Origin of the sequence: Paenibacillus sp. FSL R5-0908 (assembly GCF_038006245.1) — a bacterium.
GTDB classification, from domain to species: Bacteria; Bacillota; Bacilli; order Paenibacillales; family Paenibacillaceae; genus Paenibacillus_AQ; species Paenibacillus_AQ odorifer.
The window spans coordinates 5,189,287-5,206,180 of record NZ_JBBOUV010000001.1 but is presented as its reverse complement, the minus strand read 5'-3'; the positions used below and the strand labels follow the sequence as shown (position 1 = coordinate 5,206,180).

The window sequence follows — 16,894 nt, the reverse complement described above, 5'->3', positions numbered from 1 at the left end:
TATTTTATTTGATGGATTTATTGCTTCTATTTCGGATAGAGGATGCAATTGTATTAACAAAAGGTAAGGAGATAAAAACGAGCATAGTTATTGATTCCTGTATGCTTGTAGCTGCAAAGGAGTCATAGATCGTCCGCATTGAAGCGATGAGGGTTTCTCCTGATAAAAGGTCGATGATTACTGCCATCAGCAACCCCATAAAAGCAAGCATGAAATATAGTGATAGTAATTTCATAATGATCAACTCCATTTGCTAGATTAACCTTAGGCTAAATGTATTATTACCTCTTGAGTGTTTTTGTAGTCAAAAGAAATAACAAATCCCCTACTGCTCCAACGTTGTTGGAAGCAGTAGGGGATTTTATTTAAAACGCATTTTATTGTGTAAGCCAAGCAGCCAGCTCTTCGGTCTGGGATAACACGGCAATTGGATCATAGTACCAGGATCGTTCTTCTTTCCATACATAGAGATGGCCATTTTTTACAGCGGGAAGGCTACTCCAGATTGGATCAGCTTTGTAATCAGCTTCTGTACGGTTATTGGAAGTTAAGATAATATAATCTCCTGCGTATTTAGCGAGTGCCTCTGTAGAGATTTCCGCCCATTGCTTCTCCATAATCTCTGCGGCTACAGCTGTAGGGGGGGTGCGACCCAGTGCCTGATAGACAGGCTGTCCGCCTCGGCCAAAGTTGTCTCCATAGGCCCAAATGGATTTTCCGCCGTCTTCCATGATGGAAAACGTTGCATCTGCAGAGAGCACTTTGTCTACTTTGGCTTTAGCTTCAGCTATCCGTTTGTCGTAATCTGCAAGCCAGCTTTTGGCTTCTTCTTCCTTACCAAGGAGTTCTCCGAAATAGGTCAATTCGGCATGAGCATCTTTTAGATCACCATATGGCACAACGATGGTTGGAGCGATTTTGCTTAGTGCTTCATAGCTTTCAGCTTGTCCAGAAATAATCAAATCAGGATTAAGTGCGATGATTTTTTCAGGTGACATTTTGCCGTAAGTTCCAGTGTCTGCAACTCCAGTAAGTGCCTCCTTAAAATACATATTCTCCAGTGTTAATCCGGGAGCACCAACAGGGATGGTATCTAGCGCGATCAGACTGCCCAGATATTCCTCAGCGACAATCCTTTTAGGTTGAACAGGGATTTCAATATCACCATTTATAGTAGTGACCTTTTTAAGAGCAGCTGTTTCCGTAGTTTCTGTTGGTTGACTAGTTTCGGTAGGTGCTGTAGTAGCCGATGATGTGTTGCTGTCTGTATTCCCCACAGAATTATTGGAATTCCCGCAAGCTGATATGACTAGAATTAATGCCAGCATGAGGGGAAAAAGAAGCCAATGGGATTGTTTGGTGCTATTTTTTCCTGGATTATGCAATTTGTTGTTCCTCCTATGTATATTGATTATCATTCTCAATAAGAACTTTACAAGCTTCACCGGGTATTTACTATGGACGGATATGATCTCAGCTTATGCAAATTTATGATGTCATTACCCGTAGCAATTCTTGAAGCTGTGCCTGTGAGGACAGTGGGTCAAATCCGTAGAACATATCACCCTGGTTCAGAATATATACCCGTCCGTTACGTACTGCATCTAATTGCTTCCAAGCTTTAGAATGTAGTAGGCGAGTAAAACGTTGTCTTCCCTCAGATGATGAAGGGATGCTGGTGATAATAATATGGTCAGCAGGAAACGATACGATATCCTCAATAGATGCCTCTAAGTACCCGGAATCTGTAATCCCTTTTTCAATAATTACGGAGGGGGGCTTGAAGCCAAGATCACCGTATAGAATTTGGCAACCTCTGCCGAAGCTGCTACTGAAACAATAGGCGGATCGGGAGCTAACCTCCCACACGATAGCCGTACCTCTCTCCATTCCTATTGCATGGTTTAATAACCCGTTGGCGGTAAGACAAAGTCTGTCATAATGACTTAGCCACTGTTCAGCATGCTGTCGTCGATTCACAACCTCGGCAATCAGAGCAAATTGCTCTCGCCAACTCATTTGCATAAAGGGCAGCTCAATAACCGGAGCAACAGGAGTCAGAATCTTATTGTCGGGTAGACTGTAGCCGATAATGACATCTGGTTTTACCGCAGCTACTGAGTCATAGAGTAATGAAAATTTACCTTCGCTCATTTGAAGCTGTTTGGAAGCGGGAATTTGTTCCAAGCTATGCTGCCATTCGGAATAAACCCCGAGTTGAGGCATGATTTCCAGTACTCGCAGGCTAGCGGTGTGATTATAGTTCAGGGCAACGACCCGTTTATTCTTATTCTGGTAGGCTGTAGGTGAAACGCCAACAAGCTGCTTGAATTTTCGGCTCAAATAAGTTCCCTCTTCGTAACCAACCTCATGTGCCAATGTAGTTAGATTAGGGGAACTGGTGAGGATTCGTTGCTGGGCTTTACGGATTCTTAATAGTGTAATATAAGCACTGAAGGATAGGCCAATTGATTTGCGAAAGGCTCGCGAAAAGTGCTCAGGGCTCACTTCAGCTAAAGCAGCCATTTGATCCCGTGTGATATCTTCATTGTAATGAGCTTCTATATACTCAGTCACTTGCTCCATCCAACTGCTTGATCTTTCTTTACGGGATGTCAGTTCACTATGAAGCTCCACGAGGAACTGGGTGAATAGCTGCTGGACCCTAAACGGCTTTTGCTTATCAGCGTCTATCCAAGCACTGTAAAGCTCACCTGCCAAGGCTGTCAAACGTGTAGAGGCATGGTGGACAGGGGAGTTGTCATTTATAAAAATGTCCTCATCTTTACTCTGGGGTATACAGGAATACTCCATCCATATCCCCTTTAACTGTAATTCAGGTTCCATCTTCAATAAAGAAGAACTACTAAGGGCTATTAAGCTTCCGGCCATGACCTTGTGTAGCTTACCGTCTATTTCAAGAAAACCTTTCCCATCCCAGATCATCATAAGGCTGGAATTAGTAGAAGAAATGTTTGAGGCTGTGTGTTTGGTTATTCCAGATAAGCTGATGACCCGAAGGGGCATATAAAAAGGATGGGATGAATAAGGCATCCCGTCGGATTGGATCTGCATGTAGTAATCCCCTTCTTTTCATTGATAATCATTCTCATTTATAGTATAACAGTCTTTCTTACTATTGACTATAATGATGCTTATGATAGTGTTTAAAATAATCCACGAACGGAATAGGGTTAGCTGATAGGAAGGGGTTGAAGTCATCCATGACGACCTGGAATTTACAAGGAACTGTAAGTCACTTATTAATATGTAACGGTAGCAGCTGCAAGAAACACAAAGGTGAAGAGGTAGCTGAAGCGATAGAAGACGAGATTGAGAAGCAGGGCGCACAAAGTCTTATACATACGACTGTGACCCGTTGTAATGGAAGATGTTCAGATGCTTGTGTGGTGATCGCTTATCCCGAAGGTGTGTGGTACAAAGAGATTACACCTAAGCTGGCGAAATCATTAGTGCGGAAACATTTGCAGGGGGAGAAGCTTGAAGATCACTTGTTATACACCTATGATGGACAATTGATTGCTTCAAATGAAAAGGGCGCTAAAGGGAAAAAGAAAAAATAGCAAGGCTTGTAAGTACCTTTTAGTTGCGGTTCAAACCCTGTACAGAGGAATATCTCGTGCAGGGTTATTTATTTATAAACAGGGGAGGATTATGATTGAATCGGATCATGACCAGACTCGTAGTAGGACTGTGTGCTTAATTAAGGGCATCAAATTTGACTTGCAGGGCTAACGTTGACTATGCTATTAAAAAGTGAATGAAATAACACAGTATATATGATGGTTTATAGGGGAGAGGGTACGATGGAGAGGCTGCAGGTGTGGCCAGAGAAGTTCAAAAAATTTTTTCTGAATAATAAATTTGTAGTAGTGCTGCTCATTATGCTGCTGGTTGGAATTAATATTCTGGTATTCTCCAAAATACCGTTTATTTTTAAGCCGATATCAGTATTGCTGCACACCGTGGCCGCACCATTATTACTGGCAGGTATAGCTTATTATTTGCTGAATCCGTTGGTAGATCGGATGGAGAAAAGATCCCGAATAAAACGTGTATATGCAATAATCATCCTATATTTGTTGATTGCTGGTATCATCACGCTGGTTTTGTTTATGGTCATTCCAATTATACGGACTCAGCTATCAGGTTTGATCGATAATTTTCCAAGGTATAGTGAATTAATTCAAGAACGGTTTATGGATCTGACCGGAACGGAGTTCTTTGGGCAAGTTCAAGACAGTATCGGAACGAACCTTAGTGAGATAACATCTAAGATAACAGCGTGGGGCAGTTCTTTTCTGAATAATGCCTTGACCGGTGTTGGCAGCTTTGTAGGAGCCCTTACAGAGATTGTCTTGGCGGTTGTAACGACGCCATTTATTTTGTTCTACTTGCTTCGCGATGGAAAAAAATTGCCGGATTATATTCTGAAGTTTGTACCTACTTCTCTGCAGCCGCAGACTCGTATGGTCATGTCGGAGATGAACAGTCAGGTATCCTCTTACATACGCGGGCAAATTATTGTCAGCTGCTGTATTGGTCTGCTGCTCTATATTGGCTATTTAATCATTGGTTTGGAATACTCTCTCGTTCTGGCTATTGCTGCTGCTTGTACAGCAGTTGTTCCTTATCTGGGCCCGGCAATCGCGATTACACCTGCCCTAATTGTGGCGATGGTCACTTCTCCATTTATGTTGTTGAAGATGATTATCGTGTGGACAGCTGTTCAGCTGATTGAAGGGAAATTTATCTCACCACAGATCATGGGCAAGACGTTGAAGATTCATCCGATAACCATTATTTTTGTAATTATATTCGCAGGTAAAATGTTTGGAATTCTGGGGATTATCCTTGCAGTTCCGGGTTATGCGGTACTTAAGGTGGTATTTACACATCTTTTTGAATGGTTCCGGTTTCGATCCGGCTTTTATAAACAGATTGAAGAGAATAAGGAATAATGTGGAAGGGTGAAATGTAATGGGAGCACCAATAGCAGTAACCTCTTATGGTAAGCTTCAAGGAGTACAGGAGGGGGACGTGAACATTTGGCGCGGGATCCCTTTTGCAGCTCCACCTGTTGGAGAACTTCGGTTTCGTGCACCACAGCCGCCAGAAGCCTGGGATGGGGTTAGAGATGCTTCTGAATTTGGTCCAGTTAGTCATCAGCCAGCGGATACGAGAGGTACTCGGTTCGGTGGCAAGACGCCGCTTCATTCCGAGGATTGTCTGTATTTAAATATTTGGGCGCCAGCAGTTCATGATGAGCCCTTGCCGGTTATGTTCTGGATTCACGGGGGGACGTTTGTGACCGGGGCTGGAAGTCAGCCGCAGTTTGACGGCACAAGCTTCGCAGAGCGCGGCAAAGTAATTTTAGTGACCATTAACTATCGGCTGGGTCCATTTGGATTCATGAATTTGTCTCCATTTGGCCATGGGCTTGCTTCTAATCAAGGATTATTGGATCAAATCGCCGCGCTGGAATGGGTAAAGCTGAATATTGCTGCTTTTGGCGGGGATCCGCAGCGGGTAACTGTATTCGGAGAGTCAGCAGGGAGTATGAGTATCGCAGCCCTTTTGGCCATGCCAGCAGCGAAGGGGCTGTTCGCTGGTGCGATTATGCAAAGTGGGGCTGCTCAGACGCTGCCTTCCGAGCAAGGAAAGTACATTGCAGCTGCACTGCTAGCTGAATTAGGGATTGCTCCAGATGGAGATGCCAGTCTTCTGCAAACATTTTCTTCTGAACAAATTATCGATGCAGCCGCAAGAATGACTAAAAAGTTAACGGGTGGCTCAATTGGCATGTTATTTCAGCCTGTCATTGATGGGGATACACTTCCTGTAGAACCTGCACAGGCTGTGGCAGAAGGATCGGCACAGGGTATTCCGCTATTGATCGGAACCAATCGTGATGAGGGCAACTTGTTCTTCAGAGAAGAATCACCTGAGGCAGACTTTGACGAATCACTCAAGGCGTTGGAGCAGATGATGGGTACTGGCAGTCTGAAAGAGATTGCTAACCATTATTCTTCCACCTGGGAGGGACAAGCCGAAATTCTAACGGATCTTTACTTCTGGGCAGCCTCGGTGTCTCTGGCGGAAAATCAATTGAATTATGCACCTGTCTGGATGTACCGTTTTGACGGCACGATCCCAGGTCATCCTTTGTTAAATAAAGCTGTGCATAGTGCAGAAATCGTCTATGCCTTTAATAATCTATCTCATCTAACCCATCTTAGGGCAGAAATTAATCCAACGATGCAGAAGTTGGCTGAAGTTATGCATGACGCTTGGATTGCTTTCGCTCATCAAGGAAATCCGGCTACAGCAGAGAGGTTATGGCCGAAATACAATCTGGAAGAACGGGCTACCTTGATCTTTGATGAAGATACGCATGTAGCTTATGATCCTGAGTCAGAGAAACGCAAAAGAATTGTTACTATACTGGCTTAAGAAGATTGAGAGGCTGAATAAAGATGCAGGTAGAAGGCTTTAACCATGTGACCGTAAATGTCAGTAATTTAGCAAAATCCCTGAATTTCTACACAGGAGTTCTGGGCCTTGAGCTAGTTCATAGAGGTAAAACTGATGCTTATCTGGAATGGGGAAGTGCCTGGATATGTCTTGTTGAAAAGCCTGATTATATGGCGATTGCAGATAAAGTGGTTGGGGTAGATCATATCGCTTTTAGCATTGCAGAGGAACATTTTGAGGAGGCCGTCCAAGGATTACAAACCCAAAATGTGCCCATAATTAGAGGGCCAATCAAACGGGGAATAGGCTGGACGGTCAATTTTCTAGATCCAGATGGTATACAGCTGGAGCTGCACACCTCGAATCTGCACGAACGAATGAGTGTTTGGAACACTGCTACCGAATAAAAGATGGGTGTCCTATCAGCCTAAACGGCTAATGGGACACCCATTTTTTTTAGCGACCTAAATATTCTTTGATTCCTAAAACTACTGCTTCGGCTATTTTATTTTGGATGTCCGGGGTAAACAGCAATGCTTCATCCTTGGTATTGCTTAAGTAACCACATTCTAATAATATTGCTGGCATTTTGGTTTCTCTTGTTACATGATAGTTTGCTTGACGAACCCCTCGGTCCTGCAGTCCTGTAGCAACAGCGAGGTATTTGTGAACGGTTTGAGCGAATAATAAGCTATCATTGCGTGTGTAATAGGTCTCTGTGCCACTAGGGTTACTTTTACTGCCCGCCGGAATACTATTGGCATGAACAGAGATAAATAGATCGGCTTTTACATTGTTGGCGAGGTTAGATCTGTCCTGTAGAGTTGGGTATGTATCGCCACTGCGCGTGAGTATAACCTCGATATTGGGTTCTTTCTTTAGTAATTCTGCAATTTTCAGTGCTGTCGGCAAGGTGAAATCTTTCTCTTTAAGCTTGTTAACACTTGAACTCCCTGGATCTTTCCCACCATGTCCTGCATCGATGACGATTATCTTCTTGTCTGTGTTGCCGGTAGAAGGTGGAGGAGTTGTAACCGGTACTTCTGGTAAGGTGGTTTCAGGAAGCGTAACACTAGTCCCATTAAGATCCACAATAATAAGTCCATCATTAGCATTTATCAGACTGTAGCTATTAGCGCTGTTTAGATCAATGACGATCCGAATGGTCGATGGGGAACTGCTGAACAATGAATAGCGAACGGCAGTAACATTAGGATAGTCGGTAACCGTTAACTGTCCGCTTTGGTTCTTTCCTACGGACAGATTCTGATGGAAGTCGGTTCCAAAACCAGTATTCGGTAAATCCACGACAATTCGGTCTTTGTCTGTCATAGTGAACACGGTAGGTTTTATACTGCCGTTCACTGCAATGACCAGCTGGTTATCGATGAAGCTAAGATTGGTGACTGTAGCTACTGAGCTATTTCCTTCAGTTGCTGTATTCCCGTTTGATCCGTTATCTGAAGGTGCTGTTGGAGTGGGTTGTGGAACCGTAATTTCCGGATCGCTTCCCCCAATCTCAGGTACTGGAGAGGTTAAATATACGGTTTTGGTTACATTGTCCCAACCGACAGTAGTTCCTGTCTGTTCCCCAACAAATCTTAAAGGAACAAGGGTTGTGCTGCCACTGAGAAACGGAGGGTTGTCCAGTTTGACTGGTTTCCCTGAAGCTTCTGCCATCGTATTATCCACGATCAGCTTTAAAGTAGTTCCCTTTTGCTCAATGATCGCCGTCTTGGCCACATTATCCCACTTTACGGTATAACCAAGCTGTTCCGCAACAACACGAAGAGGAACCATTACACTGCCATTTACAATTTGTACCTGTGCTTCTTTTGAAATCTTAAGATCATTGCCGTCTAGGTTGATGTGTGTTTCCGCAGAGCCGGCATACCCAGTTCCTGGATGAACCAGCACCAACAAAAGCAGCAGTAACGCCAAAAAACCAAACTTTTTCATCTGCAATCCCTACCATCCCCGTTTATTGGTCTCTAGCAATTCTTACTTTTTCTTCCTTTGATGCCGTTTAAGGCTCGTATAAAGTATAAACGACAATAGTTTCCAAAAGTTGCGCTCTACAACAGATAAAAAGGAAAATTTTCGGTATAAAAATAGAAAAAGAGCCTTCCCAAACCTTTGGGATAGCTCTCATTTGAAAGAAAGATTTTATTTTAACGATGTATAACCTGTTTTCTCTACCAATTTCTGACCTTGAGCAGATTGAATCCAATCCAGAAAGGGCTGAATATTAGGGTTGTCGCTTCCCGCGGTCACTGCATAAAATTCTGTTGCCAAAGGGTACTGTCCACTACGAATACTTTCCTTGTCTGGTTGAATACCATCGATGGCCAGCAGGGCTATTTCCCCGTTTCGATTCATTTCTGAGGCGTAAAATAAGAAGCTGTAGCCCAGTGCATTTTTATAGTTGCGATAGCTGGAGGTTTGTTGAATGATACCGCTCATAATATCAGCTACGTCTTCTTGAGGCGGCTTCATGAGTGGAGTGTCCTTCATAAACTTTTGCAACATCGTCTGGCTTCCACTATCTTCAGGCCGTTGAAAAGCACGGATTCGGTTATTAGCTCCGCCTACATCTTTCCAATTTGTGATCTTGCCTGCGTAAATATCTTTAAGTTGAGCGGTGGAAAGTCCGGTTACGTCGTTTCGTTTGTTTACAAAAAATACGAAGGCCTCGCGGCCGATCGGCGTAAGCTTCAGTTCGACACCTTTGCGTTTAGCTTCTTTTTGTTGTGCGATTGACGGAGCCGCTACAAATATAATATCGGTTTCTCCTTCAATTAATCTCTTGTAAGCTTCAGGTGTGCTGCTGCAAATTACTTGACTTGCTTGAAAATCATACGGATTATAATAACCCTCAGGATAAGTAGTTTGAACGAAAGCTGAATATAGTGGATAAAGTGCGGTTGCGCCGTCCAATCTTGGAAGATTGTTATCGATATGATAGGAAGAAGGTTCATCCAGATTCACTGCTTTGGTCTTCTCAGCAAAGGGTTCATATTGTAGCAGATTAACCTCCCGATCATCGACCATGGCAATTCTGTTGACGTACGCTTGCTTGATCTCATATCCTGCGGTTGCAAGCAGACTAAGTCCGAGGATAGATAACAATACAATATTGCTTGTTTTTCGGGACAACACATTAAATATGATGAGTACAACATAGATGGCTAATACGATCGCTAAGATTGCCACAAGTGGGGTATAAAACAGCAGTCCTCCGTAAAGCGCAGTAATTATAGCACCTATGAATCCTAAAAAAGCTATTCCTCCAACGGCAAAGAAGGAGAACAATAACTTCGTCCAGAATGCTTCTTTCATAACAACCTCCTCGACATGATTACTAAACTATGGAAAAGTCAACATAATTTCATTATACAGAAGTTTTTTGGATGAAGCAGTAGAACAATTACGAACAAACATGTAATAAAATGCTGCGAAACATGAAAGTAATGTGTACATTTTCATAAAGTACTGGACGAATGGCAAGAAGAGGTTTATTCTGAGATTGTGAAAAAAACAACGGAATACGATTCTCGGGGTAGGGTGAAATTCCCGACCGGCGGTAATGTTCAAAGCGAACTGAGCCCGCGACTCACTTGATCTGCTTGCAGGGAAGTGACTGATCTGGTGTAAATCCAGAGCCGACGGTAAAGTCCGGATGGGAGAGGATCATAAGATAAAGACGCTAGGAGTCTATCCTTGCACGTCTTTATTGATAATGCCCCCGAGTTTACCTTTTTGGTAATTCGGGGGTTTTTGGTCTCTTATCGAGGGTTTGTATCGACAAGGAGAATGAAATTATGAGTAATGTTACAGCATCATCATCAACTAAGGTTGGCAGTACACCAGCGCTACGCAGTGGATTTTGGCTCGTTGTGATTGGTGCAGCATTATGGGGCGTTGATCCACTTTTTCGTATCATCCTGTTAAAATCTTTGACTTCATCGCAAATTGTTCTTCTGGAGCATGTGGTGCTTTTCTTGGCTGCTTCACCTGTTCTTTGGCGTCACCGGGCGGAGCTTAAAGGAATTGGATTTCGCCAGATTGGTGCTTTATTGATTGTTTCATGGGGAGGTTCTGCCGGGGCGACAATCCTATTTACGATGGCACTTTCCAGTGGGGATTTGAATGCGGTGCTGTTACTGCAAAAGCTTCAGCCAATATTCGCTATCGGTCTCGCTGCTTTAATTCTTAAAGAACGTTTGCCTAAAAATTTCGGACCACTCATTGTGTTGGCGCTGGTAGGAACCTATCTGCTGACCTTTGGCTGGAGTATCCCTTTCGGACATGTGAATAACTTTATTGGGGTTAGCAGTCTGATGGCCTTGGGAGCAGCTGCACAGTGGGGGGGATCGACAGTCATGGGACGTTATCTGCTCGGTTCTATGAAATATGAGACAGTGACTTCGCTGCGGTTTATCCTTGCGCTTCCTTTACTTTTCGTTATCACTACGCTAGAAGGTGCCCCGTGGCAGATTCATGGCGGGTTTGGTGCATCGGCAGCTATTGCAGTTAATCTATTGCTGCAAGCTTTACTGCCAGGACTTCTTAGTATGTTGTTGTATTACAAAGGACTTAGCACGACCAAAGCTTCCTTCGCCACATTGGCTGAACTCAGCTTTCCTATGACGGGAGTAATCATTAACTGGATCGTGTTCCAACAGCTGGTCACTATCCCGCAGATTCTCGGATTTGCCTTGATCTGGGTCGCTTTATTCTTTTTATCTAATCAACAGTCCAAACCACAAACGCTCTGAGCAGATTGAAGTGGAATGGTTCTACCTATATAAAGATGATTCGAAGCCGTATGGCTTTTGGATCATCTTTTTTTGTATGTGATTTTACTCCTTGCTTAGATCAAATCGACTGCAAAAACTGCTGAAATGTTTCTAACGTAACATATAGCAGAGTTAATAAAGCGTTTACAATTAGGGAGTGCACAAAATGACTGTGCTGCTGAGTACATAATCCATGATTAAATTATTTAGGAGGAAGCATACATTGAAGAAATCATTTGTATTATTTATGATTCTGACCTTTCTTATTTCCCCTTTTACGTTTGGGCAGTCTGCTCAAGCGGCAGGAGATGAGAATATTGCCCTAGGAAAGCCTGCTATATCCGATAGTGAGCTTGCAGGGTATGAAGCGGGTAACGCAGTGGATTCCGATGAATGGAACACACATTGGACGGCGAATGACGGGAGTTTTCCTCATTGGCTGGAAGTAGATTTGCAAGGTGCATATGATTTGTCAGGTGCAACCGTCATCTGGAATGCATGGAGTTACATTAATCAATATACGATTGAAGTATCACGTGATCATAAGGTATGGATAACAGTTGTGGACAAAAGTCAGAGCAGCAGTGTAGAGCAAACTCAGTACAATGCTTTTAAGCTGCGGAATGTTTCTTATGTAAGGGTCAACCTGACCGGCATCAACGGCGGAAAATGGGCAGCCATTAATGATCTGAAGGTCTGGGGTGTTCCCGCAGACAGCGCTCCGCATGAGCCGGCACAGGGTGAAATACAAACTGTATTGCCAGTACGGTTGGACACGGAAATTGGGCAAGCCCCTGAGCTTCCAAGTGTTGTAACTGTGGTATATAGCAATTCTGACACGGAGGATGCTCAGGTTGCTTGGGATGTGATCCCACCAGCAGAGTATTCCCGTCCTGGAACCTTTACAGTAAGCGGTTCTATTTCTGGTACAGTGCAGAAAGCAGTGGCGAAGGTAACAGTAGTAGGTGACAGCAGCACGCCTATTGTCGGATTTGAGAGCATAAATGTCAGCACAATTACGGATGTGCCTGCTTTATTGCCATCAGCGGTAACGGCTATATACGAAGATGGGTCAAGTAAACAGCTGCCTGTAACCTGGGATGACCTTACTGAAGCGGAGTATGCGGTTGAAGGAACTTACAGCGTAATGGGGAAAGTTGCAGGGACAGACCTACAACCCACAGCTGGTATTCAGGTTACTCCGCTTGTGCTGCAATCCGGGTTCATAAAAGGTGCGGACATTTCCACTCTGGAAGCGATTGAGGATGCCGGTGGAAAGTATTACGACAATGGAGTAGAAAAGGATTTGCTGGATATTCTTAAAAGCCGGGGTGTAAATTACATTCGGCTGCGTTTATGGAATGATCCACAGGAAGCTGGCGGCTATAATGACCGTGAGCATGTTGTGGAAATGGCGCAGCGCGTCAAAGCCAAAGGGTTTAAGCTGTTGCTTGATTTCCACTATTCTGATTTCTGGGCTGATCCCGGAAAGCAAAACAAGCCGGGAGCATGGGCGAATTACTCCTATGATGAATTGAAGCAAGCGGTATATGTCTATACCAAAGATGTTATGGATGAGCTAAAGGAAAAGGGAGCTTCACCCGATATGGTCCAAATCGGAAATGAGATTAATGGGGGCTTGTTATGGCCTGACGGCAAATCCTATGATCAAGAGAATGCTTTTGAGAAGGTTGTTCCGCTTCTGGAGAGCGGAGTGAAGGGAGTTAGAGACAGCCAGGGTGCAGATCAGGATATCAAAATTATGATCCATCTTGCTGAAGGTGGCAAAAATGATATGTTTCGTTGGTTCTTTGACGAATTAACGAAGCGGAATCTTGATTATGATGTGATCGGCGCGTCCTTTTATCCGTATTGGAGCGGAACGATGGATAGCCTGCAGTTTAACTTGGACGATATCTCTAAACGATATGGTAAAGAAGTGATTGTGACGGAAACCGCATATCCTTACACGCTGGAGGACGGCGACAACTTTGAGAATAACATCGCCCGTCAGGATCAGCTAGACGGGAGTGGCTTTCCAGCTACGGTTGCTGGTCAAATGGCTGAGGTCAAAACAGTAATGAATGTATTGTCCAAAGTACCCGATGGTAAAGGAACAGGCTTGTTCTATTGGGAACCAGCTTGGATTCCAGTGCAAGGTGTAGGCTGGAAGGTAGGCGAAGGAAATGCTTGGGAGAATCAGGCAATGTTTGATTTTGCAGGGAATGCACTCTCTTCATTAAATGTCTTTAAAACCCCGGTGGCTGGTGAGGGTGGCGAAGAGAAACCCGGAACGGGAGGAAATCCCGGCACTGGCGGAGAACCCGGAACGGGAGGAAATCCTGGCACTGGTGGGGAACCCGGAACGGGAGGAAATCCTGGCACTGGCGGAGAACCCGGAACTGGAGCAAATCCCGGCACTGGTGAGGAACCCGGAACGGGAGGGAATCCCGGCACTGGTGAGGAACCCGGAACGGGAGTTAATCCTGATCCTGTCATCACGGTCAGAGATTCAAGCGTTGTAAATTCAGCAAATAAAGCAGTGGTCGAACATACAGCGGCAGGACAACTTCAGGTGAAGGCACAAGCAGGAATTTCCGGCACAGCTGATATCACGCTAAGTATAGAGGATATCAATAAGGCGCTGTCGACGCTTCCGGCGGATGAAAAACTGATTATTTCTGTTCTACCATCGACGGGAGAGCTTAAGGGAGCAGTCGTTCATCTTCCGTTGAGTTCTATACTAGAGCAGGGCAAACATCCTCAAATAGTAATTGTATATGGTGCGGCATCTGTTACGGTTTCTACGGAAGCTAGTGCAGGAATTATAAAGACGGGAGCTAAGGAACTAACGCTCTCACTGGTTCAGGTAGCTACGCCAACCTTGCCTTCACCATTGGCAACTGGAGCAAAAGACTACCCGGCCTATAACATCCACTTGTCAGTAGACGGGACTTCTATCGATGTTTTAAAAAAAGGAGCAATATCGGTAGCCTTCCACTACAAGCTGAAGCTCGGGGAGCAGAGCCAGCGGATTGCTGTTTATTCGATACTTGCTGATGGAAAACTTGAAGTTATCAAAGCTGTGCGGTACAACCCAACCGCGGAACAGATTGTGTTTAATCTAAGTCATTTCAGCATTTATGCTGCGGGGTACGCAGAGGTGGGGTACACAGATTTAAAAGCAGCAGATTGGGCCACCTCAGCGATTGAATCTTTGACGGCTAAAGGGATCGTGCAAGGAATAGGAAACGGGATCTTTAATCCGCAAGGGGAGGTTACACGCGCTGAATTTGTCAGCATGCTGCTGTCTGCGCTGGAGCTAAAAGCAGAAAGAGGAGCAGGCAGTTTTAAAGATGTGAACCTTGATGCGTGGTATAGCTCTGCTGTGATTACTGCTGGAAAATTGGGTGTTGTACAAGGACATGCGGATGGCACTTTTGGCCCGAATGATAAATTGTCCCGTGAAGAAATGGCAGCTATTTCTTACCGTGCGCTTAAGTTGGCGGAGAAAGTGAACGGTCAGACGGATGTGAACGTTATTTCTTTTAAAGATAAAGATCTGATCTCGTTGTATGCCAGTGAAGGGATAACAGCGCTTGCGCAGGCAGAGATTATCAATGGATTCGAAGATGGGAATTTCCGCCCGCAAGCCCATACAACACGCGCTGAAGCAGCTTACATCATACTCAATCTTTTGCAGCAATAATAGGCAGACAGGCAATAACTGTGCTCGAAAAGGCAGTTAGGGCCTGTCTTTACCACATTTTTTAGATATTTATCTTTTCGCAAGTAGGGATTGTTTGTACAATAGGGGCTATGACATTTGAGCCGGAGAGTGAAGGAACGTGTATAGATATAATTTATTTACCAAAATCGTGAGTATCATGGTCATTATGCTGATCCCGATAACCATCCTTTACTTCTATTCCAATAAAACGACCACGGATGTGCTGCGTACGGAGTTAAATACTTCGAATAATAATCAGCTTAGTTTTTTTCAGAATCAGGTAGAAAGTAATATGGAGCTTTTGTCCTCGTGGCCGATTCTGCTGATCCATGATCCTGATATCCTCAGCCTTAAGGATACTTATCTGGAAAAAGGGCGTTTGAATCTGGATACGATAAACCTGATCAAACGGATTCAGACCAAAATCAGCATTCAAGAAAGCTCCTCCAATTGGAAGAGTAAGCTGTATTTATACTCCCCGTCTATTCATCGTATGGTGTCTGAAAATGATGCGAAGTTATACGAAGATGAGGATCTGAAGCGGGAAGTAAAGTCGGGCTGGCATGTGGAGAAGATCGAAGGGCAGGAGGGTGACCGCTTCGTATTCTCGTGGTTTTCTTTTACACCTTTTATGTCAGAATTCGCTCCGGAAAAAGTCAAAACGGTTATGAAGGTAGAGTTCGACAGCCGGAACATAGAAGATATGCTGGATAAATTCAAAAGTGATGGCAGAAGAGATCCTTTTTATTATAAGCAAGGAACAGGACTTATTTTTAACCGCAGTGCCGACAAGGTGTTAGCTAAAGAATTGGTAGACAGGCTGGAAGAGACCCAGCTGAAGCCTAGTGAGAATCGCACGGTCAAAATAGAAGGTGAATCCTACAGTGTAAATATCGTCTTTTCGGACAAAATGGGCTGGTATTTGATCGACTATATGCCGTTGACTGAAATCCTACATCCGATCCTGACCTCTAATCGTTTATTTTATTTTGCGATTAGTGCTTTGTTGTTAATGAGCTGTCTCGTAGCCTATCTGTTATATGTTCAAGTGCAGGTGCCTATAAGGTTATTAGTTGGAGGCTTTCAACGGTTGAAGCAAGGGGATTATTCTGCGCGAGTGGAGATTAAAGGGAAGAATGAATTCAGCTTCCTGTCCGGCCGGTTTAACAGTATGGTAGAACAGATTCAGATGCTGATCGAGAATGTGCTGATGGAGAAGATCCATGTTCGCGAAGCCCGCTTAAAGCAGCTTCAATCACAGATTAATCCACATTTTTTCTATAATTGCTTCTCCTTTATTACAAGTATGGCGAAGCTTGATAATATGGGGGCGGTCGTTGGAATGTCGCATAATTTGTCCCGATATTACAGATACACCACTCGTCAGGAACGTGATTTGGTTGCGCTGTCAGAAGAGGTGGAATTTGTGAATCATTATCTGGAGATCCAGAAGATGAGGATGAGCAGACTTCGTTATGAGATCAATATCCCACCGCAAATGCGCAAAAGAGAGCTTCCGCCGCTCGTACTGCAGCCTCTGGTGGAGAATGCGGTTATACATGGAATTGAGCCCGTCGCCAAAGAGGGACTGGTGCGGATTACGGGTTCATGTGTAGGCAGAGAAATGACGCTTACGGTTGAGGATGATGGTCAGGGCATGACGCCAGAGGGAATTATAGAACTGGAAAATAAACTAAGCAGAGCGATGGATGAAGAAATGGGCTGCGGTTTATGGAATGTGCATCAGAGGATGCGGTTGCGTTTTGGAGAGACGTCTGGCTTGCGCATCTCGCCTTCTCCACTTGGAGGATTACAGGTGACACTGCAGTGGCTGCTGCCCTACACAGACAATGAAATGGAATGACATCTA

At 44.3% G+C, this 16,894-nt stretch carries 12 protein-coding genes and 1 riboswitch; of the genes, 7 read left to right on the top strand and 5 right to left on the bottom strand.

Annotated elements, in window-relative coordinates; translation table 11 throughout:
• Nucleotides 1-4 precede the first annotated feature (4 nt).
• From MKZ09_RS23735 to MKZ09_RS23725, 3 genes are all read right to left on the bottom strand, one after another.
• Nucleotides 5-235: a hypothetical protein gene (locus tag MKZ09_RS23735; protein ID WP_076134731.1), complete on the bottom strand. Its 231-nt coding sequence runs from the start codon at nucleotides 233-235 to the stop codon at nucleotides 5-7.
• A 142-nt stretch (nucleotides 236-377) separates the two neighbouring features.
• Complete coding sequence (locus tag MKZ09_RS23730; RefSeq protein ID WP_232061539.1) at nucleotides 378-1,328, bottom strand: ABC transporter substrate-binding protein; 951 nt, start codon at nucleotides 1,326-1,328, stop codon at nucleotides 378-380.
• Between the two features lie 160 nt (nucleotides 1,329-1,488).
• Nucleotides 1,489-3,075 (bottom strand): AraC family transcriptional regulator, encoded by a 1,587-nt coding sequence (locus MKZ09_RS23725; RefSeq protein ID WP_076204185.1) that lies wholly within the window; start codon nucleotides 3,073-3,075, stop codon nucleotides 1,489-1,491.
• Between the two features lie 149 nt (nucleotides 3,076-3,224).
• On the opposite strand from MKZ09_RS23725, the gene MKZ09_RS23720 reads away from it, so the two are divergent.
• The 4 genes from MKZ09_RS23720 (at nucleotide 3,225) to MKZ09_RS23705 (ending at nucleotide 6,902) form a co-directional block, all read left to right on the top strand.
• A complete protein-coding gene (locus MKZ09_RS23720) occupies nucleotides 3,225-3,584 on the top strand; it encodes a (2Fe-2S) ferredoxin domain-containing protein (protein ID WP_036676102.1) in 360 nt (119 codons plus the stop codon).
• A 243-nt stretch (nucleotides 3,585-3,827) separates the two neighbouring features.
• The gene (locus tag MKZ09_RS23715; RefSeq protein ID WP_076134728.1) at nucleotides 3,828-4,982 is read left to right on the top strand and encodes an AI-2E family transporter; all 1,155 of its coding nucleotides are present in this window, start codon (nucleotides 3,828-3,830) and stop codon (nucleotides 4,980-4,982) included.
• 19 nt (nucleotides 4,983-5,001) lie between these two features.
• Nucleotides 5,002-6,474, top strand: a complete 1,473-nt coding sequence (locus MKZ09_RS23710) for a carboxylesterase/lipase family protein (protein ID WP_076134727.1) — start codon at nucleotides 5,002-5,004, stop codon at nucleotides 6,472-6,474.
• 23 nt (nucleotides 6,475-6,497) lie between these two features.
• Complete coding sequence (locus tag MKZ09_RS23705; RefSeq protein WP_076134726.1) at nucleotides 6,498-6,902, top strand: VOC family protein; 405 nt, start codon at nucleotides 6,498-6,500, stop codon at nucleotides 6,900-6,902.
• A 49-nt stretch (nucleotides 6,903-6,951) separates the two neighbouring features.
• Here MKZ09_RS23705 and MKZ09_RS23700 read toward each other — a convergent pair whose 3' ends face one another.
• Together MKZ09_RS23700 and MKZ09_RS23695 are read right to left on the bottom strand one after the other, a co-directional pair.
• Nucleotides 6,952-8,454, bottom strand: a complete 1,503-nt coding sequence (locus MKZ09_RS23700) for an N-acetylmuramoyl-L-alanine amidase family protein (RefSeq protein ID WP_076134761.1) — start codon at nucleotides 8,452-8,454, stop codon at nucleotides 6,952-6,954.
• A 207-nt stretch (nucleotides 8,455-8,661) separates the two neighbouring features.
• On the bottom strand, nucleotides 8,662-9,834 hold the full coding sequence (locus tag MKZ09_RS23695; RefSeq protein WP_076204187.1) for a PstS family phosphate ABC transporter substrate-binding protein: 1,173 nt from the start codon (nucleotides 9,832-9,834) through the stop codon (nucleotides 8,662-8,664).
• 207 nt (nucleotides 9,835-10,041) lie between these two features.
• Nucleotides 10,042-10,190, top strand: a riboswitch (FMN riboswitch).
• Nucleotides 10,191-10,316: 126 nt separating this feature from the next.
• Here MKZ09_RS23695 and MKZ09_RS23690 point away from each other — a divergent pair.
• The 3 genes from MKZ09_RS23690 (at nucleotide 10,317) to MKZ09_RS23680 (ending at nucleotide 16,888) form a co-directional block, all read left to right on the top strand.
• Nucleotides 10,317-11,273, top strand: a complete 957-nt coding sequence (locus tag MKZ09_RS23690) for a DMT family transporter (protein ID WP_076204189.1) — start codon at nucleotides 10,317-10,319, stop codon at nucleotides 11,271-11,273.
• Nucleotides 11,274-11,517: 244 nt separating this feature from the next.
• Nucleotides 11,518-15,003, top strand: a complete 3,486-nt coding sequence (locus tag MKZ09_RS23685; protein WP_076204191.1) for a glycosyl hydrolase 53 family protein — start codon at nucleotides 11,518-11,520, stop codon at nucleotides 15,001-15,003.
• 139 nt (nucleotides 15,004-15,142) lie between these two features.
• Nucleotides 15,143-16,888 (top strand): sensor histidine kinase, encoded by a 1,746-nt coding sequence (locus MKZ09_RS23680; protein ID WP_076134722.1) that lies wholly within the window; start codon nucleotides 15,143-15,145, stop codon nucleotides 16,886-16,888.
• The last annotated feature ends 6 nt before the right edge of the window (nucleotides 16,889-16,894 follow it).

Coding starts and splice junctions, on each gene's coding strand:
- MKZ09_RS23735 (WP_076134731.1), bottom strand. CDS start 235: ATGAAATTACTATCACTATATTTCATGCTTGCTTTTATGGGGTTGCTG.
- MKZ09_RS23730 (WP_232061539.1), bottom strand. CDS start 1,328: ATGCTGGCATTAATTCTAGTCATATCAGCTTGCGGGAATTCCAATAAT.
- MKZ09_RS23725 (WP_076204185.1), bottom strand. CDS start 3,075: ATGCAGATCCAATCCGACGGGATGCCTTATTCATCCCATCCTTTTTAT.
- MKZ09_RS23720 (WP_036676102.1), top strand. CDS start 3,225: ATGACGACCTGGAATTTACAAGGAACTGTAAGTCACTTATTAATATGT.
- MKZ09_RS23715 (WP_076134728.1), top strand. CDS start 3,828: ATGGAGAGGCTGCAGGTGTGGCCAGAGAAGTTCAAAAAATTTTTTCTG.
- MKZ09_RS23710 (WP_076134727.1), top strand. CDS start 5,002: ATGGGAGCACCAATAGCAGTAACCTCTTATGGTAAGCTTCAAGGAGTA.
- MKZ09_RS23705 (WP_076134726.1), top strand. CDS start 6,498: ATGCAGGTAGAAGGCTTTAACCATGTGACCGTAAATGTCAGTAATTTA.
- MKZ09_RS23700 (WP_076134761.1), bottom strand. CDS start 8,454: ATGAAAAAGTTTGGTTTTTTGGCGTTACTGCTGCTTTTGTTGGTGCTG.
- MKZ09_RS23695 (WP_076204187.1), bottom strand. CDS start 9,834: ATGAAAGAAGCATTCTGGACGAAGTTATTGTTCTCCTTCTTTGCCGTT.
- MKZ09_RS23690 (WP_076204189.1), top strand. CDS start 10,317: ATGAGTAATGTTACAGCATCATCATCAACTAAGGTTGGCAGTACACCA.